The 23,495-nt window shown below is 65.2% G+C and carries 15 protein-coding genes and 1 pseudogene; 11 read left to right on the forward strand and 5 right to left on the reverse strand.

Annotated elements, in window-relative coordinates; all coding sequences use genetic code 11:
* Positions 1 to 41 precede the first annotated feature (41 nt).
* The 9 genes from Q7J44_RS01355 to uvrC all read left to right on the forward strand — a co-directional run bounded on the left by Q7J44_RS01355 (position 42) and on the right by uvrC (position 16,905).
* Positions 42 to 6,440 carry a type I polyketide synthase gene (locus Q7J44_RS01355; protein ID WP_304876270.1) on the forward strand — a complete coding sequence of 2,133 codons (6,399 nt, stop codon included), beginning with the start codon at positions 42 to 44 and terminating at the stop codon, positions 6,438 to 6,440.
* 1 nt (position 6,441) lies between these two features.
* A complete protein-coding gene (locus tag Q7J44_RS01360; RefSeq protein ID WP_304876272.1) occupies positions 6,442 to 7,416 on the forward strand; it encodes a glycosyltransferase family 2 protein in 975 nt (324 codons plus the stop codon).
* 27 nt (positions 7,417 to 7,443) lie between these two features.
* Positions 7,444 to 11,946: a MupA/Atu3671 family FMN-dependent luciferase-like monooxygenase gene (locus Q7J44_RS01365; protein ID WP_304876275.1), complete on the forward strand. Its 4,503-nt coding sequence runs from the start codon at positions 7,444 to 7,446 to the stop codon at positions 11,944 to 11,946.
* Positions 11,939 to 12,568, forward strand: a complete 630-nt coding sequence (locus Q7J44_RS01370; RefSeq protein WP_304876277.1) for a 4'-phosphopantetheinyl transferase — start codon at positions 11,939 to 11,941, stop codon at positions 12,566 to 12,568. The genes Q7J44_RS01365 and Q7J44_RS01370 overlap by 8 nt, the downstream gene beginning before the upstream one ends.
* Before the next feature lie 117 nt (positions 12,569 to 12,685).
* Complete coding sequence (locus Q7J44_RS01375) at positions 12,686 to 12,895, forward strand: hypothetical protein (protein ID WP_304876279.1); 210 nt, start codon at positions 12,686 to 12,688, stop codon at positions 12,893 to 12,895.
* A gap of 60 nt (positions 12,896 to 12,955) precedes the next feature.
* Positions 12,956 to 13,750 carry a S49 family peptidase gene (locus Q7J44_RS01380; protein ID WP_304876281.1) on the forward strand — a complete coding sequence of 265 codons (795 nt, stop codon included), beginning with the start codon at positions 12,956 to 12,958 and terminating at the stop codon, positions 13,748 to 13,750.
* On the forward strand, positions 13,751 to 13,933 hold the full coding sequence (locus Q7J44_RS01385) for a hypothetical protein (RefSeq protein ID WP_304876283.1): 183 nt from the start codon (positions 13,751 to 13,753) through the stop codon (positions 13,931 to 13,933).
* Between the two features lie 3 nt (positions 13,934 to 13,936).
* The gene (locus tag Q7J44_RS01390) at positions 13,937 to 14,710 is read left to right on the forward strand and encodes an SDR family oxidoreductase (protein ID WP_304876285.1); all 774 of its coding nucleotides are present in this window, start codon (positions 13,937 to 13,939) and stop codon (positions 14,708 to 14,710) included.
* A 320-nt stretch (positions 14,711 to 15,030) separates the two neighbouring features.
* The gene (uvrC, locus tag Q7J44_RS01395) at positions 15,031 to 16,905 is read left to right on the forward strand and encodes an excinuclease ABC subunit UvrC (RefSeq protein WP_304876286.1); all 1,875 of its coding nucleotides are present in this window, start codon (positions 15,031 to 15,033) and stop codon (positions 16,903 to 16,905) included.
* On the opposite strand, the gene Q7J44_RS01400 is transcribed toward uvrC, so the two are convergent.
* The 5 genes from Q7J44_RS01400 to Q7J44_RS01420 form a co-directional block, all read right to left on the reverse strand.
* Positions 16,889 to 18,100 (reverse strand): winged helix-turn-helix domain-containing protein, encoded by a 1,212-nt coding sequence (locus Q7J44_RS01400; protein WP_304876288.1) that lies wholly within the window; start codon positions 18,098 to 18,100, stop codon positions 16,889 to 16,891. The genes uvrC and Q7J44_RS01400 overlap by 17 nt on opposite strands.
* A gap of 31 nt (positions 18,101 to 18,131) precedes the next feature.
* Positions 18,132 to 18,566, reverse strand: coding sequence for a CopG family transcriptional regulator (locus tag Q7J44_RS01405; protein ID WP_304876290.1), 435 nt, complete (start codon positions 18,564 to 18,566; stop codon positions 18,132 to 18,134).
* A 43-nt stretch (positions 18,567 to 18,609) separates the two neighbouring features.
* Positions 18,610 to 19,647 carry a fatty acid desaturase gene (locus Q7J44_RS01410; RefSeq protein ID WP_370692934.1) on the reverse strand — a complete coding sequence of 346 codons (1,038 nt, stop codon included), beginning with the start codon at positions 19,645 to 19,647 and terminating at the stop codon, positions 18,610 to 18,612.
* Between the two features lie 153 nt (positions 19,648 to 19,800).
* Positions 19,801 to 20,988: a 23S rRNA (adenine(2503)-C(2))-methyltransferase RlmN gene (rlmN, locus tag Q7J44_RS01415; protein ID WP_304876294.1), complete on the reverse strand. Its 1,188-nt coding sequence runs from the start codon at positions 20,986 to 20,988 to the stop codon at positions 19,801 to 19,803.
* A gap of 162 nt (positions 20,989 to 21,150) precedes the next feature.
* Entirely contained in the window at positions 21,151 to 21,675 is a 525-nt protein-coding gene (locus Q7J44_RS01420; protein WP_370692931.1) for an invasion associated locus B family protein, read from the reverse strand.
* A 174-nt stretch (positions 21,676 to 21,849) separates the two neighbouring features.
* On the opposite strand from Q7J44_RS01420, the pseudogene Q7J44_RS01425 reads away from it, so the two are divergent.
* Positions 21,850 to 22,861, forward strand: a pseudogene (locus Q7J44_RS01425) (asparaginase).
* Between the two features lie 271 nt (positions 22,862 to 23,132).
* Positions 23,133 to 23,480, forward strand: a complete 348-nt coding sequence (locus Q7J44_RS01430; RefSeq protein ID WP_304876296.1) for a DUF2794 domain-containing protein — start codon at positions 23,133 to 23,135, stop codon at positions 23,478 to 23,480.
* Positions 23,481 to 23,495 lie beyond the last annotated feature (15 nt).

A 23,495-nucleotide genomic window follows, 5' to 3' on the forward strand; every position in this document is an offset into this window, starting at 1 on the left:
AGTTTATTCTTTATCCACAGCACCGATTGTGCCTTCTGAGTATGCCAATAATGTCCGATACCCCGCCGCGCACCGACCTGTCCGACACCGACATCGCGATAGTCGGTATGGCCGCCCATCTGCCGGGGGCCGAAGACATTGCCACCTACTGGCGCAATCTGCGCGACGGGGTGGACTCGATCCGCGTGCTGGATGAAGCGGCCCTGCTGGCGGCAGGTGAAACCCGCGCCCGGATGGCGCGCCCGAATTACGTGCCATCAGCGGCGGTGCTGGACGGGTTCGAACGCTTTGACGCCGAGTTCTTCGGATTTTCCCCGAAAGAGGCCGCCATCCTCGATCCCCAGCACAGGCAGTTCCTTGAGGTGGCATGGGAGGCGCTGGAAAACGCCGGCCACCCGCCCGAGAATTTCCCCGGCCCCATCGGGGTCTGGGCCGGCTGCGGCATGGGGTCGTATTTCTATTTCAACCTGTGCTCGCATCGCGATCTGGTCGATCAGACCGGCATGTTCCTTTTGCGCCACACTGGCAATGACAAGGATTTTCTGGCCACCCGCGTCAGCCATATCCTTGATCTGAAAGGGCCAAGCATCAACGTGCAGACCGCCTGTTCCACGAGCCTTGTGGCGGTGCATTACGCGTCGCAGGCGCTGCTGAACGGCGAATGCGATATGGCTTTGGCAGGTGGTGTCACCATCGAGCTGCCCCATGCGCGCGGCTATCTGTACACCGAGGGCGAGATCCTGTCGCCTGACGGCCATTGCCATGCCTTCGACCACCGGGCGCAGGGCACCGTGTTCGGCTCGGGCGCGGGCTGTGTGGTGCTGCGCCGCGCGCAGGATGCCGTGCGGGATGGCGATCACATCTGGGCCATCCTCAAGGGATCGGCCGTCAACAATGACGGCGCGGCCAAGGCGGGCTATCTGGCCCCGTCGGTCGATGGTCAGGCCCGCTGCATCGCCGAGGCGCAGGCGGTGGCCGGGGTTACGGCGGACTCCGTCACCTACGTCGAATGTCACGGCACCGGCACCTATCTGGGCGACCCGATCGAGGTGGCAGCCCTGACCGCCGCCTTCCGCGAAACCACCGATGCGGTGGGCACCTGTCGCATCGGGTCGGTGAAAACCAACATCGGCCATCTGGATACGGCGGCAGGTGTGGCCAGCCTGATCAAGGTGGCCCTCGCGTTGCACCACCGCGAACTGCCGCCCTCGCTGGGGTACGAGGCCCCGAACCCCTCCATCGACTTTGAAACCTCGCCCTTCCGCGTCAATGACCGGCTGACCGCGTGGAATGCGCCGGTGCTGCGGGCCGGGGTGAACAGCCTTGGCGTCGGCGGCACCAATGCCCATGCGGTGCTGGAACGTGCCCCGCCCCGCCCCGCATCGGGGCAAAGTGACTGGCCGTTCCAGCCGCTGGTGCTGTCGGCGCGCAGCAAGGCCGCGCTGGACGGCGCATCGGCCCGGCTGGCTGCGCATCTGCGCACAAACCCCGATCAGCCCTTGGCAGATGTGGCCTATACGCTGAAAGAAGGCCGCCGCGCCTTTGACAAGCGCCGGGTGCTGGTGGCAGGCAGCCATGAGGCCGCCGCCGATATCCTTGACAGCAACGATCCCCGCCGCGTCTTCACCCATGACCATCTGGGCGATGACCCGCAGGTCATCTTCATGTTCCCCGGCGGCGGCGCGCAATATGCAGGCATGGCACGCGATCTGTATGAAACCGAGCCGGTGTTCGCCGACTGGATGGACCGTGGCCTCGCTGTGCTGGACCCCAAGCTCGACTACGACATCCGCGCGCTGTGGCTGCCCGAAGCCGGGGCCGGACCAGCGGCAACCGAGGCGCTCAAGCGCCCCTCTGTCCAGCTGCCGCTGATCATGATCACCGAATATGCGCTGGCCAAACTGTTTGAGAGCTGGGGCATCACCCCCACCGCCCTCGTCGGCCATTCAATGGGCGAAAACACCGCCGCCGCGCTGGCCGGTGTCATGCGCTTTGAAGACTGCATCGGCCTCGTCCACCTGCGCGGCACGCTGTTTGATACGATTGCGCCGGGCGGTATGCTCTCGGTGCCGCTGTCTGAACCCGACCTGCGCCTCCGGCTGACCGACCGTGCCATTCATCTTGGCGAAAGTACTCCGGGGGCCCGGGGGCTGGCCCCCGGTTCACCGCCTCAGCTGGACATCGCCTCGGTCAATGCGCCTGACCTTTGCGTCGTCTCCGGCCCCGATGCCAGCCTCGCCGAGCTTGCCGCAAAGCTCGCCGCCGAAGGCATCGAGACCCAACGTATCGCCATCGACATCGCCGCGCATTCCGCGATGCTGGACCCGATCCTCACAAAATTCGGCGATTACCTCCGCGCCATCCCGCTCAACCCGCCGACCCTGCCGATCATCTCCAACCGCACCGGCGTTGCGCTGACACCGCAGCAGGCGACGGACCCCGACTATTGGGTGCAGCACCTGCGCGGCACGGTGAACTTCCGCGCCTGCATGGCGACGCTGATGGCGGAGCCCGGGCGGGTTTATCTGGAAATGGGGCCGGGCCGCGCGCTGTCATCCCTGGCGCAGGCCAATGGTGTGGCTTCCGGTCAGGTGATCCCGGCCTTGCGCCACCCGGATCAGACCATGGCCGATGACGCCTGGCATATGGTCACGCTCGCCCGGCTCTGGGCCTGCGGCGTGGCGGTGGACTGGGGGCAGATCTGGGGCGACGCACCCCGGCAGCGCGTGCCGCTGCCCGGCTATGCCTTTCAGCGCAAACCCTATTTCATCGCTCCCGCCGAAACCCAACACACACAGGTCGAGGCTCCGCCCGTGCGCATTGACGACCTGTCAAACTGGGGCTGGGCCCCGCATTGGCGGCCCGTGGCGGCGGGGTTCGATCTGGATGACCTCTCTCTCACCCCGCCCGAGACTTGGCTGATCTTTCTGGATGACACCGGCCCGTGCGCCAGCGTGGCCGACCGGCTGGTGCAGGCCGGGCACCGGGTGGTGCGGGTGCGTCCGGGCGATGCCTTTGCCCGCGATGCGCAGGGTGATTACCGCTTGTCGCCCGAATGCGGGCGCGAAGGCTATGACAGCCTGATCCGCGATCTGGTGGCGCGCGGGCTGGCCCCCAGCCGGATCGTGCACGGCTGGCTGGTGACGGCCAAGGAAACCTTCCGCCCCGGTTCCAGCTTTCTGCACCGCAATATCGAGCAGGGGTTCTACGCCCTGCTGTTCCTTGGGCAGGCACTGGCCGAAGAAAACCTGCCGCGCCCGATCCGCATCACGGTGCTGACCACAGGGGCGGCGCAGGTGAAGGCTGAGCGGCTTTCCTATCCCGAAAAAGCCATGGTGCTCGGCCCCGCCCGCGTGATCCCGCGAGAGGTGCCGGGGGTGCTGGTCGGCCTCCTTGATCTGGGTCCCGGCGATGCGGCGGATGTGGTGCTGGAAGAGGTGCTGTCGGACCAGCCCGCGATTGCCGCATGGCGCAAGGGGCGGCGATACGAGTCTGCCATCAGGGCCGTGGCCCTGCCTGACACCGGGATTGACCTGCCAAAAGGCGCGCATGTGCTGATCACCGGCGGCTTTGGCGGCATCGGGCTGACCATCGCCGAAGACCTGATCCGGCGCTTTGGCGTGAAAATCACCCTGATCGCGCGGCGGCCCTTGCCCGAACGTGCGCGCTGGCCTGCCATGTTGGCCAAGGCATCCCCCGATGATCCGCTGGCCCGGCGCATATCGGCGCTGCAACGGCTGGAAGCCTTGGGCGGGCAGGTGCTGGTCGCCCGCGCCGATGTGGCCAATGTCGATGAGATGCAGGCGGCACGCGCGGCGGGTGAGCAGCGCTTTGGCGCTGTGCATGCGGTGATCCATGCGGCGGGCGTGGTTGATGACGGGCCGCTGCTGGTCAAGACCAGTGCCGAGGTGGAAGAGGTGTTCGCCCCCAAACTGCACGGCACGCAGGTGCTGGAGCGGTTGTTCCCCGACGGGTCCATCGCGCTTTTGGTGCTGTTCTCCTCCACCTCCACCGTCACTGGCCCTGCCGGGCAGATCGACTATGTGGCGGCGAATGAATACCTCAACGCCTATGCAAAACACCGGGCGGGCGGCAAAACCCGCGTGGTCGCGCTGAACTGGGGCATCTGGCAGGGCGTCGGCATGGCCGCAGAGGCGCTGGCCGACCGCACGGGGCGGGTGGAGAGCCCGCGTGTGCCGATTGCATCGCCGATGCTCGACGAATCCGGGTTCGACCGCCACGGCAACCGGGTGTTTCACGCGACCTATGGCCTTGACCGCTGGGTGCTGGACCAGCACCGCACCAAAGATGGCACGGCACTGGTGCCCGGCACCGGCTATCTGGAGGTGATGGCCGAGGCATGGGCGGCGCAGGGCGAAGGCGACGGGTTCGAAATCCGCGATCTGACGTTTTTCCGCGCGCTGGATGTCGGCGCGCAGGCGCTGCCGGTCCGGGCACGGCTGCTGCGCAGTGACGAAGGCTATGGGTTCGAACTGCACTCCGGCCTGACGGTCAAGGCCCGCACCGGCTGGCTGCTGCATGCATCGGCCCGGCTGCTGCCGCTCACCGATCCGGCCCCGCGCATCGACGTGGCCGCAATTGCGGCGCGTCTGCCGCCGCCGGAAACCGGCGACGGCCTGCGCAGCCCGCAAGAGGCGCATCTGAACTTTGGCCCGCGCTGGCGCGTGCTGCGCTCGCGCACCATTGGCAGCGGCGAAGGGCTGGCGCATCTGGCCTTGCCGGATGCCCACCGGGCAGAGCCGGATCAGGGCTGGCGCATCCACCCCGCGCTGATGGATCTGGCAACCGGCTGGGCGATGGGGCTGATCGACGGCTACCAACCCGATCATCTGTGGGTGCCGGTGTCTTATGCCCGGGTGCGGGTCTACCGCCCGCTGCCCGCCCGCATCGTCAGTCATATGCGCAACGCTGGCCACAATACGGCGGCACGCGGCGCGGCGGTGTTCGACATCACACTGGCCACGCCTGAGGGTGAGGTCTGCATCGAGGTCGAGGGCTTTGCCATCCACCGGCTGGACGGCGGCTTGACGCTCACCGCGCCCGACCCGCGCAGCCTTGAGTTTGATGACGTGCAGGCAAAACCCACCTCCACCGCCGAAGGCCGCCTGCTGCACGCCTTCTCGCAAGGCATCCGCCCGGCAGAAGGGGCCGAGGCCTTTGGCCGCGCCTTGGCGCTGGGGCAAAGCCAGATCATCGTCTCATCGCTCGACCTGCCCGCGCTGATCCGCAGCACGCAGGTGGTTGAAGCCACGCGGGCCGAGGGCACCAGCTTTGACCGCCCCGATCTGGACAGCGATTATGTCGAGCCGAGCAATGACATTGAGCGCACTCTGGTCGGGTTCTGGCAGGATCTGCTGGGCGTGGCGCGGGTGGGGGTTGACGACAGTTTCTTTGATCTTGGCGGCCACAGCCTGATTGCGGTGCGGCTGTTTGCCATGGTCAAAAAGGCCTACCGCGTCGATTTCCCGATTTCTGTGCTGTTCGAGGCCCCGACCATCGCCGCCTGCGCCGCGCTGATCGAAGCGCAGATCGGCCCGCAGGAAACTGGCACGGCCAAGCCGGTGGCAACGCCCGCCCCGCGCCGGTTCACCCATATCGTGCCGATGCACCGCGGTGAAGGCGGGGCCAAAACGCCGTTCTTCCTTGTGGCCGGCATGTTCGGCAATGTGCTGAACCTGCGCCATCTGGCGCAGCTGCTGGGCGGCGACCGGCCATTCTATGGCTTGCAGGCGCGCGGGCTATACGGCGATGCGCGACCGCATTCAGACTTTGTCGCAGCGGCGCGCGACTACATTGCCGAGATGCGGCAGGTGCAGCCACATGGCCCCTACCTTCTGGGCGGGTTTTCGGGCGGCGGATTGATCGCCTGGGAAATCGCCCGGCAGCTGGAGGCGGCAGGCGAGGCAGTGCCGCTGGTTGTCCTGCTGGATACCCCGGTGCCGCTGCGCCCGGTGCTGAGCAAGCTCGACAAGCTGATGATCCGCGCGGCGGAACTGCGGGCCGAGGGGCCTGCGTTCTTTGCCCGCTGGTGGCGCGAAAAACAGGCCTGGAAACAGGCGCAGGGGGCCACGTCCACCGATGACATCGCCTTCCACAATGCCGCGATCGAAGCGGCGTTCCGCGCCGCCCTGCCGCTCTATGACATGACAGCGCGCCAAGGGCCGACCGTGCTGTTCCGCCCGGCGCTGGACCGGCAGTGGCAGGTGACGGGCGGGCGCTGGGTCAGCAAAGCGCGGGAATTTGTGGTGCCCGACAATGATCTTACCCCCTTCGCCCCCGCGCTGGAGGTGATCGAGGTGCCGGGAAACCACGACTCGATGGTGCTGGAACCCAATGTGCGGGTGCTGTCGGCCCGGATGCGCGCGGTGATTGCGGCAGCCGAAGGCCCGGCGTCCCCTTTGGCACAGGCGGCGGAATAGCATGGCCAGCGTGCTGACAGTCATTCTGAACTGGCGGACGGCAGAGATGACCCTGCGCTCGGCCGAGGCCGCGTTGGTGGCGATGCAGGGCATCGACGGCGCGGTGGTGATCGTGGACAACGATTCCGGCGATGGCAGTTTTGAGCAGATGACATCAGAAGTGGCCGCGCGCGGCTGGGACTGTGGCCCGCACGCCGTGCGGGTGCTGCAATCGGGGCGCAATGGCGGCTTTGGCGCGGGCAACAACTTTGGCATCAGGGCCGGTCTGCCGGGGGGCGCGCAGCCTGATTATGTCTACCTTTTGAACTCCGATGCCTTTCCGGCCCCCGATGCCATCGGTGCCCTGCTGGCGCATCTGGAGGCCCATCCGGCCACCGGCTTTGCCGGCAGCCGCATTCATGGGACCGACGGCGTGCCGCATCACAGCGCCTTCCGCTTTCCGTCGATTGCGGGCGAATTTGAACAGGCCGCGCGCTTTGGCCCGATCACCCGCCTGCTGCGCGGATCAGTCGTGGCACCCCCATTGCCCGAAGCCACGGGCCGGGTGGACTGGCTGGCCGGGGCCAGCCTGATGATGCGCAGCACCGTGCTGGACCGCATCGGGTTGTTTGATGAGACGTTTTTCCTGTATTTTGAGGAAACAGAACTGTGCCTGCGCGCCGCCCGCGCCGGGTTCCCCACCGATTATGTGGTGGAAAGCCAGGTCACGCATATCGGGTCGGTGTCGACCGGCATGAAAGGGTGGCAGCGGGTGCCAGGGTTCTGGCTGGATTCTCGGATGTATTATTACACCCGTTCGCATGGCCGGGCCTATGCGCTGGCGGCCACAGCGGCGCATGTGGCGGGCGGGCTGATCTGGCGGCTGCGGGCGGTGATCCAGCGTAAAGATGTGATCGACCCCGCGCATTACCTTCGGGATATGTCTGCCCACGCGCTGCGCTGGGCGGTTTCCGGCTTCCGGCCGGTGGCAAAGTAAAGCCGCTGCGGCGGCGAGGAGAGTGTGATGGGTCTGACAGCGCTTCTGATCGGCAATGAAAGTCTGACACAGGCCTGCGGGGCCGCATGGCTGGCGCGCGGGCATCGGCTGGTGGCAGTGGTCACGCGTGATCCGCAGGTGCGCACCTGGGCAGTGGCGCAGGGTCTGCGGGTCGAAGCGCCGGGTGCGGGGCTTGAGGCGCGGCTGGCGGGGCTGTCGTGTGACTGGCTGCTGTCGATCGCCAACCTGTCACTGGTGCCTGCGGCGGTGCGCGGCATGGCGGCGCGCGGCGCGGTGAATTTTCACGACGGCCCCCTGCCACGCTATGCCGGGCTGAACGCGCCGGTCTGGGCATTGCTGGCAGGCGAGCCGCAGCACGGCATCACCTGGCATTTGATGACCGACGGCGTGGATGAGGGCGACATTCTGGAGCAGCGTCTGTTTGATGTGCTGCCCGGCGATACAGCGCTGACCCTCAACACGCGGTGCTTTGGGGCGGGGGTGGAAAGCTTTCCGGCAGTGATGGCGCAGATGGAAAGCGGGCTGCGGCCCGTGGCGCAGGATTTCAGCGCGCGTCGGGTGTTTGCCCGCGCCGACCGGCCAGCGGCCTTCGGGCGGCTGGACTTTGCGCAGCCCGCCGACACGGTGGCGCGGATGGTGCGGGCGCTGGACCATGGCCGCTACTGGAACCCGCTGACCACGGCCAAGATTGAGGGCGCGTTCGGCGTGCTGAACGTGGGCGCGGCGGATGTGGCGGATGGGCAGGGGGTGCCGGGGGCGGTGCTGTCGTCCTCGCCCGAAGGGGTGGTGGTGGCTTGCGGGTCGGGCGCGGTGCGCCTGCACCGGCTGACCTGCCAGACACGCGGTCTGCCGGTGTGCCCGTCTACGGTGCGTGATCTGGCACCTTTGACCGATGCGGGCGCACTGACCGACGCCTTGGCAGCCTTGGTGCCGGTTGAGGCCGGGCTGCGCAAGCGGCTGGCGGCGATGTCGCCGCTGGTGGTTACAGGCGCGGGCGAGGGCGCCGGCTGGCTGCGGCTGGAAGTTGCGGGCGACGCCACCACGCTTGCGGTGGCCATGGCGCGGGTGTCGGGGCAGGACAGCCCCGATGTGGCGCTGTCCGTCGCACCCGGGCTGGCGGGCTATACCAGCGGCTGGGTGCCGGTGCGGGTGGCGACCCATGGTACGGTTGGTGCTGCGCGCGCCGCGTTGCTGGCCGAACGCGCGCCGGGGTTCCCGCTGGACCTGATGACGCGCGACGCGAGCCTGGCCGATCTGGCGATGCCGCAGGTGGCGGTGTCGCTGCACGGCGCGCCGGTGCCGGGCGCTGTGATCACGCTTGCCGATCGCGCATTGCATGCCGACCTGTCGAAGGTCTCTGAGGCCGAGGCGCGGGCGCTGGCCGGGCGTCTGTCTTACGTCGCGGGGGAGGCCCGCGATGCAGATGCGATATCGTCGCTGCCCATGCTGTCACCGCACGAACGTCATGCTGTTTTATACGACGTGAACCATACGTTTGCCATACGTGAACCATACTGCGTGCATCAGGCGTTTGAGGCGCAGGTGCAGCGCACACCGGACGCCCCGGCAATCAGCTTTGAGGCGGTGGAACTGACCTACGCCGCCCTGAATGCGCGGGCGAACCGGGTGGCCCATGTGCTGCGCAATATGGGCGTGGGGCCGGGGGTGCTGGTCGGCCTGCACATCCGCCGCAGTGTCGATATGCTGGTGGGCGCGCTGGCCATTCAAAAGGCAGGCGGGGCTTACGTTCCGATGGACCCGGCCTATCCCCTTGAGCGAACAGCGCTTTTTATTGAGGATTCCGCCTGCCCGGTGATTGTGACCACCAGTGATCTGGCGGCTGACCTGACCGGGCAGGCGCCGCCGCTGTGTCTGGATACCGATGGGCGGATCGCCGGGGCGTCTGATGCAAACCCCACATCTGGTGTCACTCCGGGCGATCTGGCCTATATGATCTACACGTCCGGCTCCACCGGGCGGCCCAAGGGCGTGATGGTCGAACACCGCAACGTGGCGAACTTCTTCACCGGGATGGACCAACGTATCGGCACCGATCCGGGGGTCTGGCTGGCCGTCACCTCGCTGTCGTTCGACATCTCGGTGCTGGAGCTGTTCTGGACCCTGGCGCGCGGGTTCAAGGTGGTGATTTCGTCGGATGAGAACCGGGCACTGGTGTCTTCGGGGCGCATCGTTTCGGATAAAAAGATAGATTTTTCATTGTATTACTGGGGGAATGACGATGGCATCGGCCCCAAGAAATACGAGCTGCTGCTGGAAGGTGCCAAGTTCGCCGACAGCCACGGCTTCGTGGCCGTATGGACGCCTGAACGGCATTTCCATGCTTTTGGCGGCCCATATCCGAACCCCTCGGTAACAGGCGCGGCCGTTGCGGCGGTCACCAGGAACATTGGCGTGCGGGCGGGGTCTTGCGTGGTGCCGCTGCACCATCCGGCGCGGATTGCCGAGGAATGGGCGGTGATCGACAACCTGACCGGCGGCCGCGCCGGGATGGCGATTGCCAGCGGCTGGCAACCGGATGACTTTGTGCTGCGCCCGGAAAATACCCCGCCAAACAACAAGTTGGCAATGTATGCCGCCGCCGATCAGGTGCGTCGGCTGTGGCGCGGCGAGGCGGTGGAATTCCCCACCGCTGACGGCACGATGTTCCCGGTGGTGACCCAGCCGCGCCCTGTGTCGGCGGAACTGCCGCTGTGGGTGACCACGGCGGGCAACCCCGAGACATGGCGCGAAGCGGGGGAAATGGGGGTCAATGTGCTGACCCACCTGCTGGGCCAGTCGGTGGATGAGGTGGCGGGCAAGATCAAGATCTACCGCGAGGCGCGCGCCAGGGCGGGCCATGACCCGCAGGCGGGCGTGGTGACCTTGATGCTGCATTCCTACGTCGGGCGCGACCGGGCGCAGGTGCGGCGCGTGGCCGAAGCACCGATGAAAGCGTACCTCGCGGCGGCGGTCGGGCTGGTGAAACAATATGCCTGGGCCTTTCCGGCCTTCAAGAAACCCCACGGTGTAACCAACCCGATGGAGATCGATCTGCGGTCGCTAAGTGCCGAGGAAAACGAGGCAATTCTGGATTTCGCCTTTCAGCGCTATTTTGAGGATTCGGGTCTGTTTGGCACGGTTGACGATGCCTTGGCGCGGGTCGAACAGCTTAAGCGTATCGGCGTGGGCGAGGTGGCCTGCCTGATCGATTATGGCATCGCGCCCGAGCAGGTGATGGAGGGGCTGTACCCGCTGGCCGAAGTGGTGCGGCGCGCTAACGCGGGCGGCGGGGTTGCGGCGGATGATTATTCCATCGCGGCGCAACTGATCCGGCACCGGGTGACCCATCTGCAATGCACGCCATCCATGGCGCGGATGATCGCGATGAATGAAGACTCGCGCGGCGCGCTGGCGGGGGTGAAAACCCTGATGGTGGGCGGCGAGGCGCTGCCGGGGGCCTTGGTGCAGGATCTGCGGGCCGCCTGTAATGCGCGCATTCTGAACATGTATGGGCCCACGGAGACCACGATCTGGTCTTCGGTGGAAGAGGTGACCACCACGGAAAGTGTGTCGAACATCGGCACGCCCTTGGCCAATCAGCAGATGTATGTGCTGGATGCGGCGCAACAGCCTGTGCCGGTTGGCACTGCGGGCGAGTTGTGGATCGGCGGCGATGGCGTCTCGCGCGGCTATTGGCAGCGCGACGATCTGACGGCAGAGCGGTTTGTGGATGACCCGTTCGTGACGCCAGACCGGGCCTGCCCATGGCGCGCGCAGATGTACCGGACCGGCGATCTGGTGCGCAGGCGCCCGGATGGAAAAATCGATTTCCTTGGCCGCACCGACCATCAGGTCAAGCTGCGCGGCTACCGGATTGAACTGGGCGAGATCGAGGCGGTGCTGGAGGCGCAGCCGGGGGTGCGCCAAGCCGTGGTGATGGCGCGCGAGGACAGCCCCGGCGATGTGCGGCTGGTGGGCTATGTGACCGGGACGGCACAAGAAGTTGCGCTGCGCGCGGCGCTGGGCGCGGTGTTGCCCGACCATATGGTGCCCGCGCATATCGTGACGCTGGAGGCATTCCCGCTGACCCCCAACCGCAAGGTGGACCGCAAGGCGCTGCCGATGCCGGGGGTGCGGGTGGCCGAAGCGGCGGCTTTTGTCGCGCCCACATCGGATATTGAGGCGCAGATCGCCGCGGTCTGGGCGCGGGTGCTGGGGGTGCCAAAGGTCGGGGCCAGGGACAACTTCTTTGCGCTGGGCGGCCACTCCCTGCTGGCGGTGCAGGCGCATCGTGAGATCCGCGAGGCGCTGGGGGCTATGAGGCTGTCGATCACCGATATCTTCCGCTTTCCCACATTGTCCGCCTTGGCCGCACATCTGGATGACGGGCCAAAGCCGGTGGCAGTGGTGACCCTGCCCGCCGGGCTGGCCGGGCAGGCGGGGGCGCGGGTGGATGCCATGGCGCGCAGGCGTGCGATGCGGGCAGGGCGGACGGGCGTGGATGCCTGACGCGGGCCTGCTGGCCGCCCTGCGGGAGATTGCTCCCGGGGGTGCCGGGATCGGCTGGGCCGATCCGCGCGCCGAATATGCCCTGATGCCGGGAGAGGTTTTGCCGGGCGCAGTGCCTGCGCGGATGCGCGAATTTGCGGCGGGGCGGACGGCGGCGCGCACCGCCTTGGCCGGGATCGGGCTTGCGCCGCTGGCCATTGGGCAGGGGGCTGATCGTGCGCCGGTCTGGCCTGCAGGGGTGGCCGGGTCGATCACCCACAGCCGCAGCCAGTGTCTGGCGGTGGTGATGTCCGCGCAACTGTGCCGGGGGATTGGGATTGATCTGGAGGAGGATACCCCGCTGGAGCCTGCCTTGTGGCCTGATATCCTGCGCCCCGAGGAACAGGCGGGGATCACCGGCGCGCAGGCCAAGGCGGTGTTCTGTGCCAAGGAAGCGGCGTTCAAGGCGCAGTACGCGGTCAGTCGCACGCTTTATGGTTTTGACGGCATGCGGGTAGAGATGGAGGGCGACCGCTTTGCCGCCGTTTTCATGCGAAGCGTGCCGCCCTTTGCCATCGGCGACCGGATCAGCGGGCGCATTCTGCGGGCCGGGGGCCATGTGCTGACGCTGGCCAGTCTTTGACGTTGTCCTGTCATTGACGCAGGGCGGCGACGAATTGTCGCGACAGGCGCGCGCGATGCGCTATCCTGCGCCAACCCGCATGCCTTGAGGAGGGGATGCGGTGTCTGGGAGGATGCAATGAACAAACTTGTCGCGGTTGCCTGTGTGATCAGCTGGTCGGGTTTCTGGGCCTTTGGCTATCTGGCGCTTTCGGCCGATATTCAGGATCAGGGGCAGATTCTGGTGGCCAGCCTGCTGGCGGCACTTGGGTTTTTGTCGGGGATGTTTGCCTATATCAGGCTGGCCCGCGACCGGCCGGTGGATTACACCCGTGTGCGGCAGGGCTAAACCCGGGCCAAACGCCGCTTTGCCCTTGTTCGGGGGCGGGGTCCGACTTACCTCTGGGGCATGAAGCACCTCATCCCCTTTTTGCCCAAACCGCCCCTTGTCGCCGTCATCCGCCTGCAGGGCGCGATTGGCACCGGCGCGCGCAGCCTGTCTGATCAGGCCCTTGCCCCGTTGCTCGAACGGGCGTTTTCCCGTGGCAAGCCGGCGGCGGTGGCGCTGGTCATCAATTCTCCGGGCGGATCGCCGGTGCAATCGTCGCTGATCGCGGCGCGCATCCGGCGGTTGTCGCAAGAAAAGCGGGTGCCGGTGCATTGCTTTGTCGAAGATATCGCGGCCTCGGGCGGCTATTGGCTGGCAACGGCGGCGGATCAGATCTGGGTGGATGAGTCGTCGCTGGTCGGATCTATCGGGGTGATCTATGCCAGTTTCGGGCTTCATGAGCTGATGCAGAAAAACGGTGTCGAACGCCGGGTTCATACGGCGGGCAGGTCGAAATCTTTTGCCGACCCGTTCAAACCCGAACGACCCGAAGATGTGGAACGCATCCACAAGATGCTGGCCCCGCTGCACGAGAATTTCATCGCGCAGGTCAAGGCGCGGCGCGGGGTGCGGCTGAAACCGGACGCCGATCTGTTCAACGCCGATATCTGGGTGGGTCGTGCCAGTGTGGACAACGGGCTGACCGACGGGGTTGCGCATCTGGTGCCCAAGATGAAAGAGCTGTTCGGCGACAAGGTGCGGCTGGTGCCCTATGGCCAGCGGCGCGGCTTGTTGCAGCGCTTTGGGATGACGATGGGTGATACGCTGATGGCCTCGGTCGAGGAGCGTGCCCTGTGGGCGCGCTATGGGCTGTAGATGCTGTTCAAGATCATCCTGATCTTTCTGCTGGCCATGGTGCTGGTCGGCATGGTGGGCAAGCTGGTGTTTCCGTCGGCGATTGACCGGATGAAGTCCAAAGCACTGGGGCGCGGGCCTGTGTGCCGGTCTTGCGGGCGCTATATCATCGGCAAACAGTGTGATTGCGAAAAGAAGGGCTGAGGCATGGCGGCTTTGGTAACCGGGGCGGGCAAGCGGCTTGGCCGCGCGATGGCGCTGTATCTGGCGGCGCGCGGACATGATGTTGCGGTGCATTACGACTCATCCGCCGATGAGGGGCGGGCGGTGGTGGAGGAGATCACCGCCATGGGCCGCCGCGCTGTGGCCTTGCCGGCCGATCTGCTGGTTGAATCGCAGGTGGAAACACTGGTGCCGCGTGCGGTGGCGGCTTTGGGGCCGCTGACAGTTCTGGTGAATAACGCGTCGATCTTTGAGTATGACACGGTACAGACCGGCACGCGGGCCAGTTGGGACCGCGCGATGGAAAGTAACTTGCGTGCGCCCTTTGTGCTGATTCAAGGCTTTGCCGCGCAATGCCCGCAGGCGGTGCCGGACGCGCAGGGCGAGCCGGTGGCGCAGGGGCTGGTGGTGAACATGATCGACCAGCGGGTGCAAAAGCTGACGCCGGAGTTTGCCAGCTACACCCTTGCCAAGATGGGGCTTTGGGCACTGACGCGGACGGCAGCGCAGGGGCTGGCCCCGCATGTGCGGGTCAATGGCATCGGGCCGGGGCCGACCTTGCAGGGCGGCCGCCAGTCTGCCGACCACTTTGCACGGCAACGCGCTGCCACTGTTCTGGGGCGGGGCGCGAACGCCTCCGATGTGACGGCGGCGCTTGGATTTTTCCTCGATTCCCCTGCCGTGACCGGGCAGATGATCGCGGTGGACGGCGGGCAGCATCTGGGTTGGAAAACGCCTGATGTTCTGGGTGTCGAGTGATCCTGACAAGGACACCGGCTAAAGTTGTCCACTTTTCTTAAGACGTTCACACATCCGTTACACAAGCCCCTGATTTTGCATATCTTTACTCTGATGAGAAAATTATATCCAACATTTTCAGTATCTTATGTTTTTGCCCAAAAAATGGGCATGTTAACGAAATGGGCGAAATACAAGGGAAATTCGGCGCTGATGAAACTTTCTCCGCAGAGTTATCCACAGAAACGGTGGACTTCTTCCCCCTTGCCCCCCGCGCGATATCATTGCAGCGGTAGGGCAGAATCGATGACTTTGAACCGGATCTTTTCAGGGGGTCTGATGTGAGCGACGAAAACCCGCAGACCGAGGTCGTAGCCACCGGGCAGGCGGTGATTCAGGGCTATCTGAAGACTCTGGATGCCTCGCCCGGCGTGTACCGCATGCTGAACCCCAAGGGCGAGGTCCTGTATGTCGGCAAGGCGCGCAACCTCAAAGCGCGGGTGTCGAATTATGCACGCGGCACTGGGCATTCAGCCCGGATCGCGCGGATGATATTCGAGACCGCCAGCATGATGTTCCTGACCACCCGCACCGAGGTGGAGGCGCTGCTGCTGGAGCAGAACCTGATCAAGCAGCTGAAGCCGCGCTACAACGTGCTGATGCGGGATGACAAAAGTTTCCCCAACATTCTGATTTCCAAAACCCATGCCTATCCGCAGTTGAAAAAGCACCGTGGGAAGAAGACGGAAAAGGGTGCATATTTTGGCCCCTTTGCCAGTGCGGGCGCGGTGAACCGGACGTTGAACCAGTTGCAGAAGGTTTTTTTGCTGCGCAATTGTACTGACGCGATGTTTGAATCGCGCACCCGGCCCTGCCTGCAATACCAGATCAAACGCTGCGCTGCGCCCTGTGTCGGCAAGGTGTCGGGTGAGGGATATGCCCAGTTGGTGGCCGATGCCGAACGGTTCCTGCAAGGCAAGACGACCACGGTGCAGGCCAATCTGGCGGGTGAGATGGCCCGTGCGTCAGAGGAGATGGAGTTTGAACGCGCCGCCGCCCTGCGCGACCGCATCCGGGCGCTGACGCAGGTGCAGCAGACGCAAGGCATCAACCCGCGCGGCGTGGCCGAAGCGGACATCGTGGCGCTGCATCTGGAGGGTGGGCAGGCCTGCGTGCAGGTGTTTTTCATCCGCGCCAACCAAAGCTGGGGCAACCGCGACTTTTACCCCCGCACCGGGGCGGGGGCCGAGGAGGCGGAGATTTTAACCGCGTTCCTGACCCAGTTCTACGATGACAAGGACCCGCCCCGGCTGATCCTGCTGTCGCACGCGGTCGAGGACGAGGATCTGGTGGTGCAGGCGCTGTCAGATCGCGCCGGTCGCAAGGTTGAGCTGGCGGTACCGTTGCGCGGTGAAAAGGCCGAGCTGGTGGAAAACGCCACCCGCAACGCACGCGAAAGTCTGGCCCGCAAGATGGCCGAGGGAGCCACGCAGAACAAGCTGCTGGCCGGGCTGGCGGAGGCGTTCGATCTGGATGCACCGCCCACGCGCATCGAGATCTACGACAACGCGCATATTCAGGGCTCTGATGCGGTGGGTGGCATGGTGGTTGCCGGGCCGGAAGGGTTTGTGAAATCGCAGTACCGCAAGTTCAACATCAAATCGGCGGCGGGGGCGAACTCGGATGACTTCGGCATGATGAAAGAGGTGCTGACCCGGCGGTTCGAGCGGCTGATCAAGGAAGACCCCGACCGCAAATCCGACATGTGGCCTGACCTGTTGCTGATCGACGGCGGGGCGGGGCAGGTGTCAGCCGTGGGCGAGATCATGGCCGAGCTGGGGGTCGATGATGTGCCATTCATCGGCGTGGCCAAGGGGATCGACCGTGACGCGGGCAAAGAGGAATTTCACCGCCCCGGCGTGCGGCCCTTTGCCCTGCAGCGCAATGACCCGGTGCTATATTTCGTGCAGCGCCTGCGCGATGAGGCGCACCGCTGGGCCAACGGCGCACATGTGGCCAAACGGGCCAAGCAGGTGGGGGTGACGCCGCTGGATGATATTCCGGGCGTCGGGGCCACCCGCAAACGGGCGTTGCTGGCGCATTTTGGCAGTGCAAAGGCGGTGTCGCGGGCCGGAGTGTCGGACTTGACGGCGGTGGACGGCATATCCGAGGCGATGGCGCAGGTGATCTACGACACGTTCAACGCACGCGGCTAAGCGGCTCGCGCTGCCAGTCGGGGGCGTAATCGCAGGTGGTGCCACTGGCAAGGGCGGCCAGCCGGTCCAGCTCGCGTTCCAGTCTGGCAAGCCGGGCCTTGGTCAGCCGGATGCCCGGTTCCGGCCAGAAGGCGCGGATGCGCAGGGTGGCGCTGCTGCGGTCTGCCTTTGCGTCGATGCGGCCGATCAGTGTCGTGCCTTCCAGAACTGGAAAGACGTAATAGCCGTATTGGCGCTTTGGTTCGGGTACGAACACCTCAATCCGGTAGTGAAAGCCGAACAGACGTTCGATCCGCGCCCGGTCACGCAGGGCGGGGTCAAAGGGCGACAGGATGCGCAACCCGGCGGGGGTGTCGGGCAGGGCCTGCACGCGTGCCGCCAGATCGGGGCGGGCGAGGGCGGGGCGCGGGCTGCCATCGGCCTGTTCAACGGCAATGCGGATCAGCCGACCGGCGGCGATTTCCGCCCGCACCCAATCCTGCACCGCCGCTTTGTCAACGGCATGCCAGTACCGGGCGATTTCCGTCTCGTCGGCAAAGCCGAGGTTGGCAAGCGCGGTGGCGCAGGCCCAGTCGCAATGCTGTCGGGGCGAGGTTTCGGTGCGGTAAATCTCTGCCGGGATGACATTTTCGGTCAGGTCATAGACCTTGCGGAAGGCATCGCGGCGGGTGACGGCGATCTGCCCGGTGCGCCAGAGCCATTCCAGCGCGGTTTTGGACGGGTGCCAGTCCCACCAGCCGCCTTTGCCGCGCTCTTCCCCGATACCCACATCGCTGCTGCTGACCGGGCCATGCGCGGCGATATGGTTCAGAATGGTGTCAAATTGTGCAGCGTACCCGTCACGGAACCAGCGCTGCCAGTTGGCGTGCAGGCGGGTGGCGTCGCGGGCAAAGCGGTGCTTCCACTGTGGGAACAGGTCCATTGGGACAAGAGAGGCATCATGCGTCCAGTGTTCGAACAGGGCGCGGTCCCGTTCCAGCAGGGGTTTCAACGCCGGGGGGCGGTAGCTGTGTCGCCTTGCCCAGAGGATCATGTGATGCGCGCGTTCCACCGTGGTGATGCTGTCGACCTGTACAAAGCCGATCCGGTCGATCAGCCCCGACAGATGCGCGCCCTTGGCCGGGCCGCTGCGCGGTTCGGTCAGGGCGTGGTGGTGCAAGAACAGGTGGCGGGCGGTGGGGTTGGGCAGGTGCATGGCGTCAGAAAACGCCGGGTGGCCGGTGCGGTCAATGAGGATTCGTATGCACCCGAAGTTGCCAGGCTTGCGAATGGCCGGGGAAAGGGGCGTGAAATTTGCGCAACAGTGCAGAATAGCTGTGGCCGAGTTCAGAGCCTTTGCAGAGCCGTTCGCCTTGCGGATGGGTGATCAGCACCAGCCCGCCGCCGGATTCTGCCAGACGATAACCCTTGGCAATCAGGCGCGATTGCAGATCTTGCCAGCCCTGCGCATAGGCAAAATCATTAGCGAGGAGCGCCCGCAAGGGAGCGACGAGCCGCTCATCCGCCCTGACGGGCGTCTTCGCTGAGGCGCGGCGGCGCAATTCACGCTCCACCGCGTCGCGGATCAGCTGGCCCGGCGTCACATAATCCTGTTCGGCCAGCCGCTTCAGTGCCGCGACAGTGGCGAGGGGCAGTTTCAGTGTTAGGTCTTTGGTGTCCATGCGCCGAGTTTCCCAGCACATGGTTAAGGTGGGGTTAAGCCCCTCAGGCCGCCTGAGCCGCCCGGGCCTGATGCGCTTCGCGGAAGGTGACCAGACGGCGGCCTGCTTCGTCCCACAGGTGCAGGCGGGCGCAGGACAGGCTTTCGCGCAGGGTCAGCACCTGGGCTTCGGCCAGCACCGGATAATCGCGCAAGATCTCGGACAGGCGGTAGAACGGGATGCGGCTGTACAGGTGATGCACATGGTGGATGCCGATATTCGCGGTCATCCAGCGCAGGGGCTGCGGGAGTTTGTAGTGTGAGCTGCCCAGCAGCGCCGCATCATGCATCTGCCAGTCGGCTTCGTTGTCCCAATAGGTGTCTTCGAACTGATGCTGCACAAAGAACAGCCAGACCCCGATGGTGGCAGCAGCGACGACAGTTGGAAAGAAGATCACCACCGGAAGCTGCCAGCCGCCCAACAGGTACAACCCGGTGATCAACCCGGCCAGCACCAGATTGGTGCCCATGGCCGACAGCCAGTAGCGCCAGCCTGCGGTCATCAGACCCAGTGGCAGGCGGTATTCCAGAATGAACAGATAGGCGGGGCCGATGCCGAACATCACGATCGGATGGCGATAGGCCCGGTACAGAAGGCGGCCAAGCCAGCTGCGCTGGTTGTATTCGTCAATCGTCAGCGTCATCACGTCACCGATGCCGCGCCGGTCCAGATTGCCGGCATGGGCGTGGTGAATTGAGTGCGTGCGCTTCCACACCGTATAGGGCGTCAGCGTCAGCACGCCGATGGCGCGGCCAACCCAGTCATTCACCTCGCGATTGGCAAAGAACGACTGATGGCCGCAATCATGCTGGATCAGGAACAGCCGCACCAGCCAGAAGCCGTTCAGCACGGCAATGGCGAGCGCCAGCCAGGGGCTGACCGACAGCGCCGCCCAGGCTGCGGCCCAGAAGGCCAGAAATCCGGCCAGCGTGACCGCCAGTTCAAACAGCGAACGCTTGGTCGAAGGATCGCGGTATTTGGCCAGCAACGGCACCCATTTTCTGGCGCTCGCCTCTTGGGCTTGCGCCAGGTCGTTCTGCATCATCGTCATTCAGGGGCCTTTGCGGCTTGTCGTTCGGGTGTCTTTACAGATCCGGACCGTAGCGGAACGGTCCCGGACTGGTATGTCGGGTAACACAAATATGCTACAGAAATTTGCACAACAGCGGGAACGCGGCAATTTGCCCACCCGGCGTTATCCATGCGCAAGACCCGCCTCGGCCGCGATGGCGCGTGACGATTTGCGGGCGCGTTCGGTCGCTGATTTCAGCTGGCCGCAGGCGGCCATGATATCTTCACCGCGCGGGGTGCGGATCGGGCTGGCGTAGCCGGCCTGATAGATGATGTCGGCAAAGGCATGGATGCGGTTGCCGCTGGACCGTTTGTAGGGCGCGCCGGGCCATTCGTTGAACGGGATCAGGTTGACCTTGGCCGGAATGCCGCGCAGCAGTTCGACCAGTCGATGCGCGTCTTCCTTGGTGTCGTTCACCCCGTCCAGCATCACATATTCAAAGGTGATCCGTTCGGAATTCGACAGGCCCGGATAGTCGCGCAGCGCATCCAGCAGTGTGGCGATGTTCCAGCGTTTGTTGATCGGCACCAACTGGTCGCGCACCTCGTCAGTCGTGGCGTGGAACGACACCGCCAGCAGACAGCCGATTTCAGTCGCGGTGCGGGCGATTTCGGGCACGACACCGCTGGTGGACAGGGTGATGCGGCGGCGGCCAAGGGCAATGCCTTCGTTGTCCATCACCACTTTCATCGCGTCGCGGACGTTGTCGAAGTTGTACAGAGGCTCGCCCATACCCATCAGAACGATATTGCTGATCAGCCGGATCTCATTCTTGGGGTCGCCCTGCACCGGCCATTCGCCCAGATCGTCGCGCGCCAGCATGACCTGACCGACAATTTCGCCCGCCGTCAGGTTGCGCACCAGTTTCTGGGTGCCGGTGTGGCAGAACGAACAGGTCAGCGTGCAACCGACCTGAGAGCTGATGCACAGCGTGCCACGGTCGGTTTCGGGGATGTAGACCACCTCTACCTCGTGCCCGCCCGCGATGCGCACCAGATATTTGCGGGTGCCATCGGTAGAGACCTGTTTGCTGACCACCTCGGGCAGCTCGATCGTGAAGTGGTCGGCCAGCAGGGCGCGGTAGTCTTTCGCCAGATTGGTCATCTGCGCAAAATCGCGCACGCCCCAGTGGTAGACCCATTGCCAGATCTGCCCCAGCCGCATTTTCGTCTGCTTTTCCGGGGTGCCTGCCGCGATCAGCGCGTCGCGCAGCTGGTCGCGGGTCAGGCCGATGATATTGGTCAGCCCCCCCTCGGGCAGCTTGCGCGGCAGGGTCAGCACATCCTGAGTGATCGGGGCAGTCGGGGTCATCGGCGTTTCCATTGGCGGGCTAAGGCATTCATATAGGGGATTCGGTGCCAAAACGGAACCGGGCAAACGAAACCGTGCGATTCAGCACACCGGACCGTTGGGGCGGGAAACGCAAAACGCCCCGGGGTGGCCGGGGCGCCGTGTCTTTCCTGAGCCCGGGGCTTATTTGCAGCGGGTTTCAGCCTCTGTCATGGCGGCGGTAAAGCCGCGCAGGCTGAAGGTATCCTGGGTCTGGGTGCCGCGCCCGGATGCGCCGGTGATCACCGCAGTGGCCCCGCGCTTCATCGCGGTGAGCAGGGCACCGTCGGCCTCGGCGCTTGCGGGCCAGGCCCATTCGCCATCGGCAAACAGATCATAGCTTTGCCCGTCGATCACGACTTTGACGGTCGAGCCGTTGGCAAAGGGGTAGCCGCCGGTGAACGACACTTCGCCGCGCGCACCTGCGCCCGGACGGAAGGTCACGAACAAAAGGATATCGCCCCGGCGCACGGAAACCGCCTGGCCATCACGGCTGTTCACGGTTTCCTTCGGGCTGGACACGCCCCAGCATTCCTTGGGATTTTCTTCTGTAAACACGCTCCAGTCCGTGAGGGTGGCGACGCGGTTCGTCGATTCTTGCGCGAAGGTGGACGATGCGGCCAGGGCCATGGCAACGCCAAGTGCGGTGCGCACGAAGATGGATGTCATAATGTTACAGCCTCCAAGCTGTCCTTTGCCTCTGCCCCTCCGCCGCCGTTTTTGTGATACGGCTTTTCCTGTGGCATGGGGGCGTTCAACCCGATATCCCACCCATAACGCAAAAAGGCCAATCCGCGAAAGCCCCATGGGCAACAAATCGCGCATCTGTGAGGGGGGACGCTGATGAAAAACGCGGTGCCGATGGTAGAGCTGTGGCGCGGCGGGCGGCTGGAAAGCTGCCACGCAGGTCATGCGGTGATCTGGGATGAGGGCGGCGTGCGGGAAAGCTGGGGCGATCCGGCGACCATCATCTTCCCCCGGTCGTCGTGCAAGATGATTCAGGCGCTGCCCTATGATTCAGGCGCTGCCCTTGGTCGAAAGTGGTGCCGCAGATGCGGCAGGTCTGACCGACCGGCATCTGGCGCTGTCCTGCGCCAGCCATCAGGGTGCGGCTTTGCATGTGGGGATGACCGGGCAATGGCTGGCGGAGCTGGGTCTTGCCGAGGCGGATCTGCGCTGCGGGTCGCACGAACCCTATGACCGCGAAGAGCGCAACCGGCTGATCCGCGCGGACGACCCGCCCTGCCAGTTGCACAACAATTGCTCGGGCAAGCATTGCGGTTTTCTGACCGCCACGCAGTACATGAAAGCCGGGCCGGAGTATGTGGAGATTGACCATCCGCTGCAACGCGCGATCAAGGCCGCAACCGAAGAGGTGACGGGTGAATCCGTGGCGGGCTACGGTATCGACGGCTGTTCGGCCCCCAATTTTGCGATGTCTTTGGCGGGTCTGGCGCGGGCGATGCAGGGCTTTGCCGCTGCGCGCGACAGTGGCGATGCGCGGCAGCGGGCCATGGCCCGGCTGCGCGACGCGATGGCGGCGCATCCTGAAATGGTGGCGGGCGAAGGCCGGGCCTGCACCGAACTGATGCGGGCCATGGGCGGGCGCGTGTCGATCAAGACCGGGGCCGAGGCGGTGTTTGTCGCGATGATCCCTGAGCAAAAGATCGGCATTGCGTTGAAGATCGCCGACGGGGCCACCCGCGCATCCGAGGCGGCGGTGGTGGCGCTTCTGGTGCGGCTGGGGGTGCTGGCGGCAGATCATCCGATGGCACAAAAGCGGCTGCCCGGCGTGCAGAAGAACTGGCGCGGGCTGGAAACCGGCGAGGTCCGGCTGGCGGCTGGATTTACCTGACAGGCGCGGTGACCGGCACGGGCAACAAAAAAAGCCCCCGTCACGAAGACGGGGGCTTTGTGTCGCGGCGTGACGGTCCGGGGACCGGGCATCTGGGCGGGGGCAGTCAACACCCGATCCCCGGACTTTACTCACACAACGTAGGCTCTGTATCGCGGGGTGGTGTGGCGGCAATCGGGTCGGCCCGCGGCAGGGCCGGGGTCTTTTCATGGTGGAAGTGGGGCAGCGCATCCGGGCTTGATTTAAACGGCCCCGGCAGTAAGCTGATCGGATGACGGTTCAACCCCCGAGCCACTACCCCTTCACCACATCCCTGCCCGAGCAGGTGTGTTTCGACCGGCCGGAGTTGTCGGCGATTCTGGCGCTGTATGGCCGGATGGTGGCTTTGGGCGAATGGCGCGATTATGGCATTTCCACCCTGCGCGATTTCGCGGTGTTCGAGGTGTACCGGCGCACGGCCGAACAGCCGCTGTACCGGATCGAAAAGCGCCCGAAGCTGCGCGGCAAGCAGGGGATGTATGCGGTGGTGGGCATGGATGGTCATATCCTGCGGCGCGGCGGCGATCTGGCGCAGGTGCTGCGGGTGCTGGAACGCAAGCTGATCCGGCCGATAGACTGACCGGGCGCTCCTCCG

It is taken from the genome of Pseudotabrizicola sp., from assembly GCF_030656345.1.
GTDB lineage: Bacteria > Pseudomonadota > Alphaproteobacteria > Rhodobacterales > Rhodobacteraceae > Pseudotabrizicola.

Bases quoted from the DNA above. Each gene is read 5' to 3' on its own strand.
- Q7J44_RS01355 (WP_304876270.1), top strand. From the start codon at position 42: ATGCCAATAATGTCCGATACCCCGCCGCGCACCGACCTGTCCGACACC.
- Q7J44_RS01360 (WP_304876272.1), top strand. From the start codon at position 6,442: ATGGCCAGCGTGCTGACAGTCATTCTGAACTGGCGGACGGCAGAGATG.
- Q7J44_RS01365 (WP_304876275.1), top strand. From the start codon at position 7,444: ATGGGTCTGACAGCGCTTCTGATCGGCAATGAAAGTCTGACACAGGCC.
- Q7J44_RS01370 (WP_304876277.1), top strand. From the start codon at position 11,939: ATGCCTGACGCGGGCCTGCTGGCCGCCCTGCGGGAGATTGCTCCCGGG.
- Q7J44_RS01375 (WP_304876279.1), top strand. From the start codon at position 12,686: ATGAACAAACTTGTCGCGGTTGCCTGTGTGATCAGCTGGTCGGGTTTC.
- Q7J44_RS01380 (WP_304876281.1), top strand. From the start codon at position 12,956: ATGAAGCACCTCATCCCCTTTTTGCCCAAACCGCCCCTTGTCGCCGTC.
- Q7J44_RS01385 (WP_304876283.1), top strand. From the start codon at position 13,751: ATGCTGTTCAAGATCATCCTGATCTTTCTGCTGGCCATGGTGCTGGTC.
- Q7J44_RS01390 (WP_304876285.1), top strand. From the start codon at position 13,937: ATGGCGGCTTTGGTAACCGGGGCGGGCAAGCGGCTTGGCCGCGCGATG.
- Q7J44_RS01400 (WP_304876288.1), bottom strand. From the start codon at position 18,100: ATGCACCTGCCCAACCCCACCGCCCGCCACCTGTTCTTGCACCACCAC.
- Q7J44_RS01405 (WP_304876290.1), bottom strand. From the start codon at position 18,566: ATGGACACCAAAGACCTAACACTGAAACTGCCCCTCGCCACTGTCGCG.
- Q7J44_RS01410 (WP_370692934.1), bottom strand. From the start codon at position 19,647: ATGCAGAACGACCTGGCGCAAGCCCAAGAGGCGAGCGCCAGAAAATGG.
- rlmN (WP_304876294.1), bottom strand. From the start codon at position 20,988: ATGACCCCGACTGCCCCGATCACTCAGGATGTGCTGACCCTGCCGCGC.
- Q7J44_RS01420 (WP_370692931.1), bottom strand. From the start codon at position 21,675: ATGACATCCATCTTCGTGCGCACCGCACTTGGCGTTGCCATGGCCCTG.
- Q7J44_RS01430 (WP_304876296.1), top strand. From the start codon at position 23,133: ATGACGGTTCAACCCCCGAGCCACTACCCCTTCACCACATCCCTGCCC.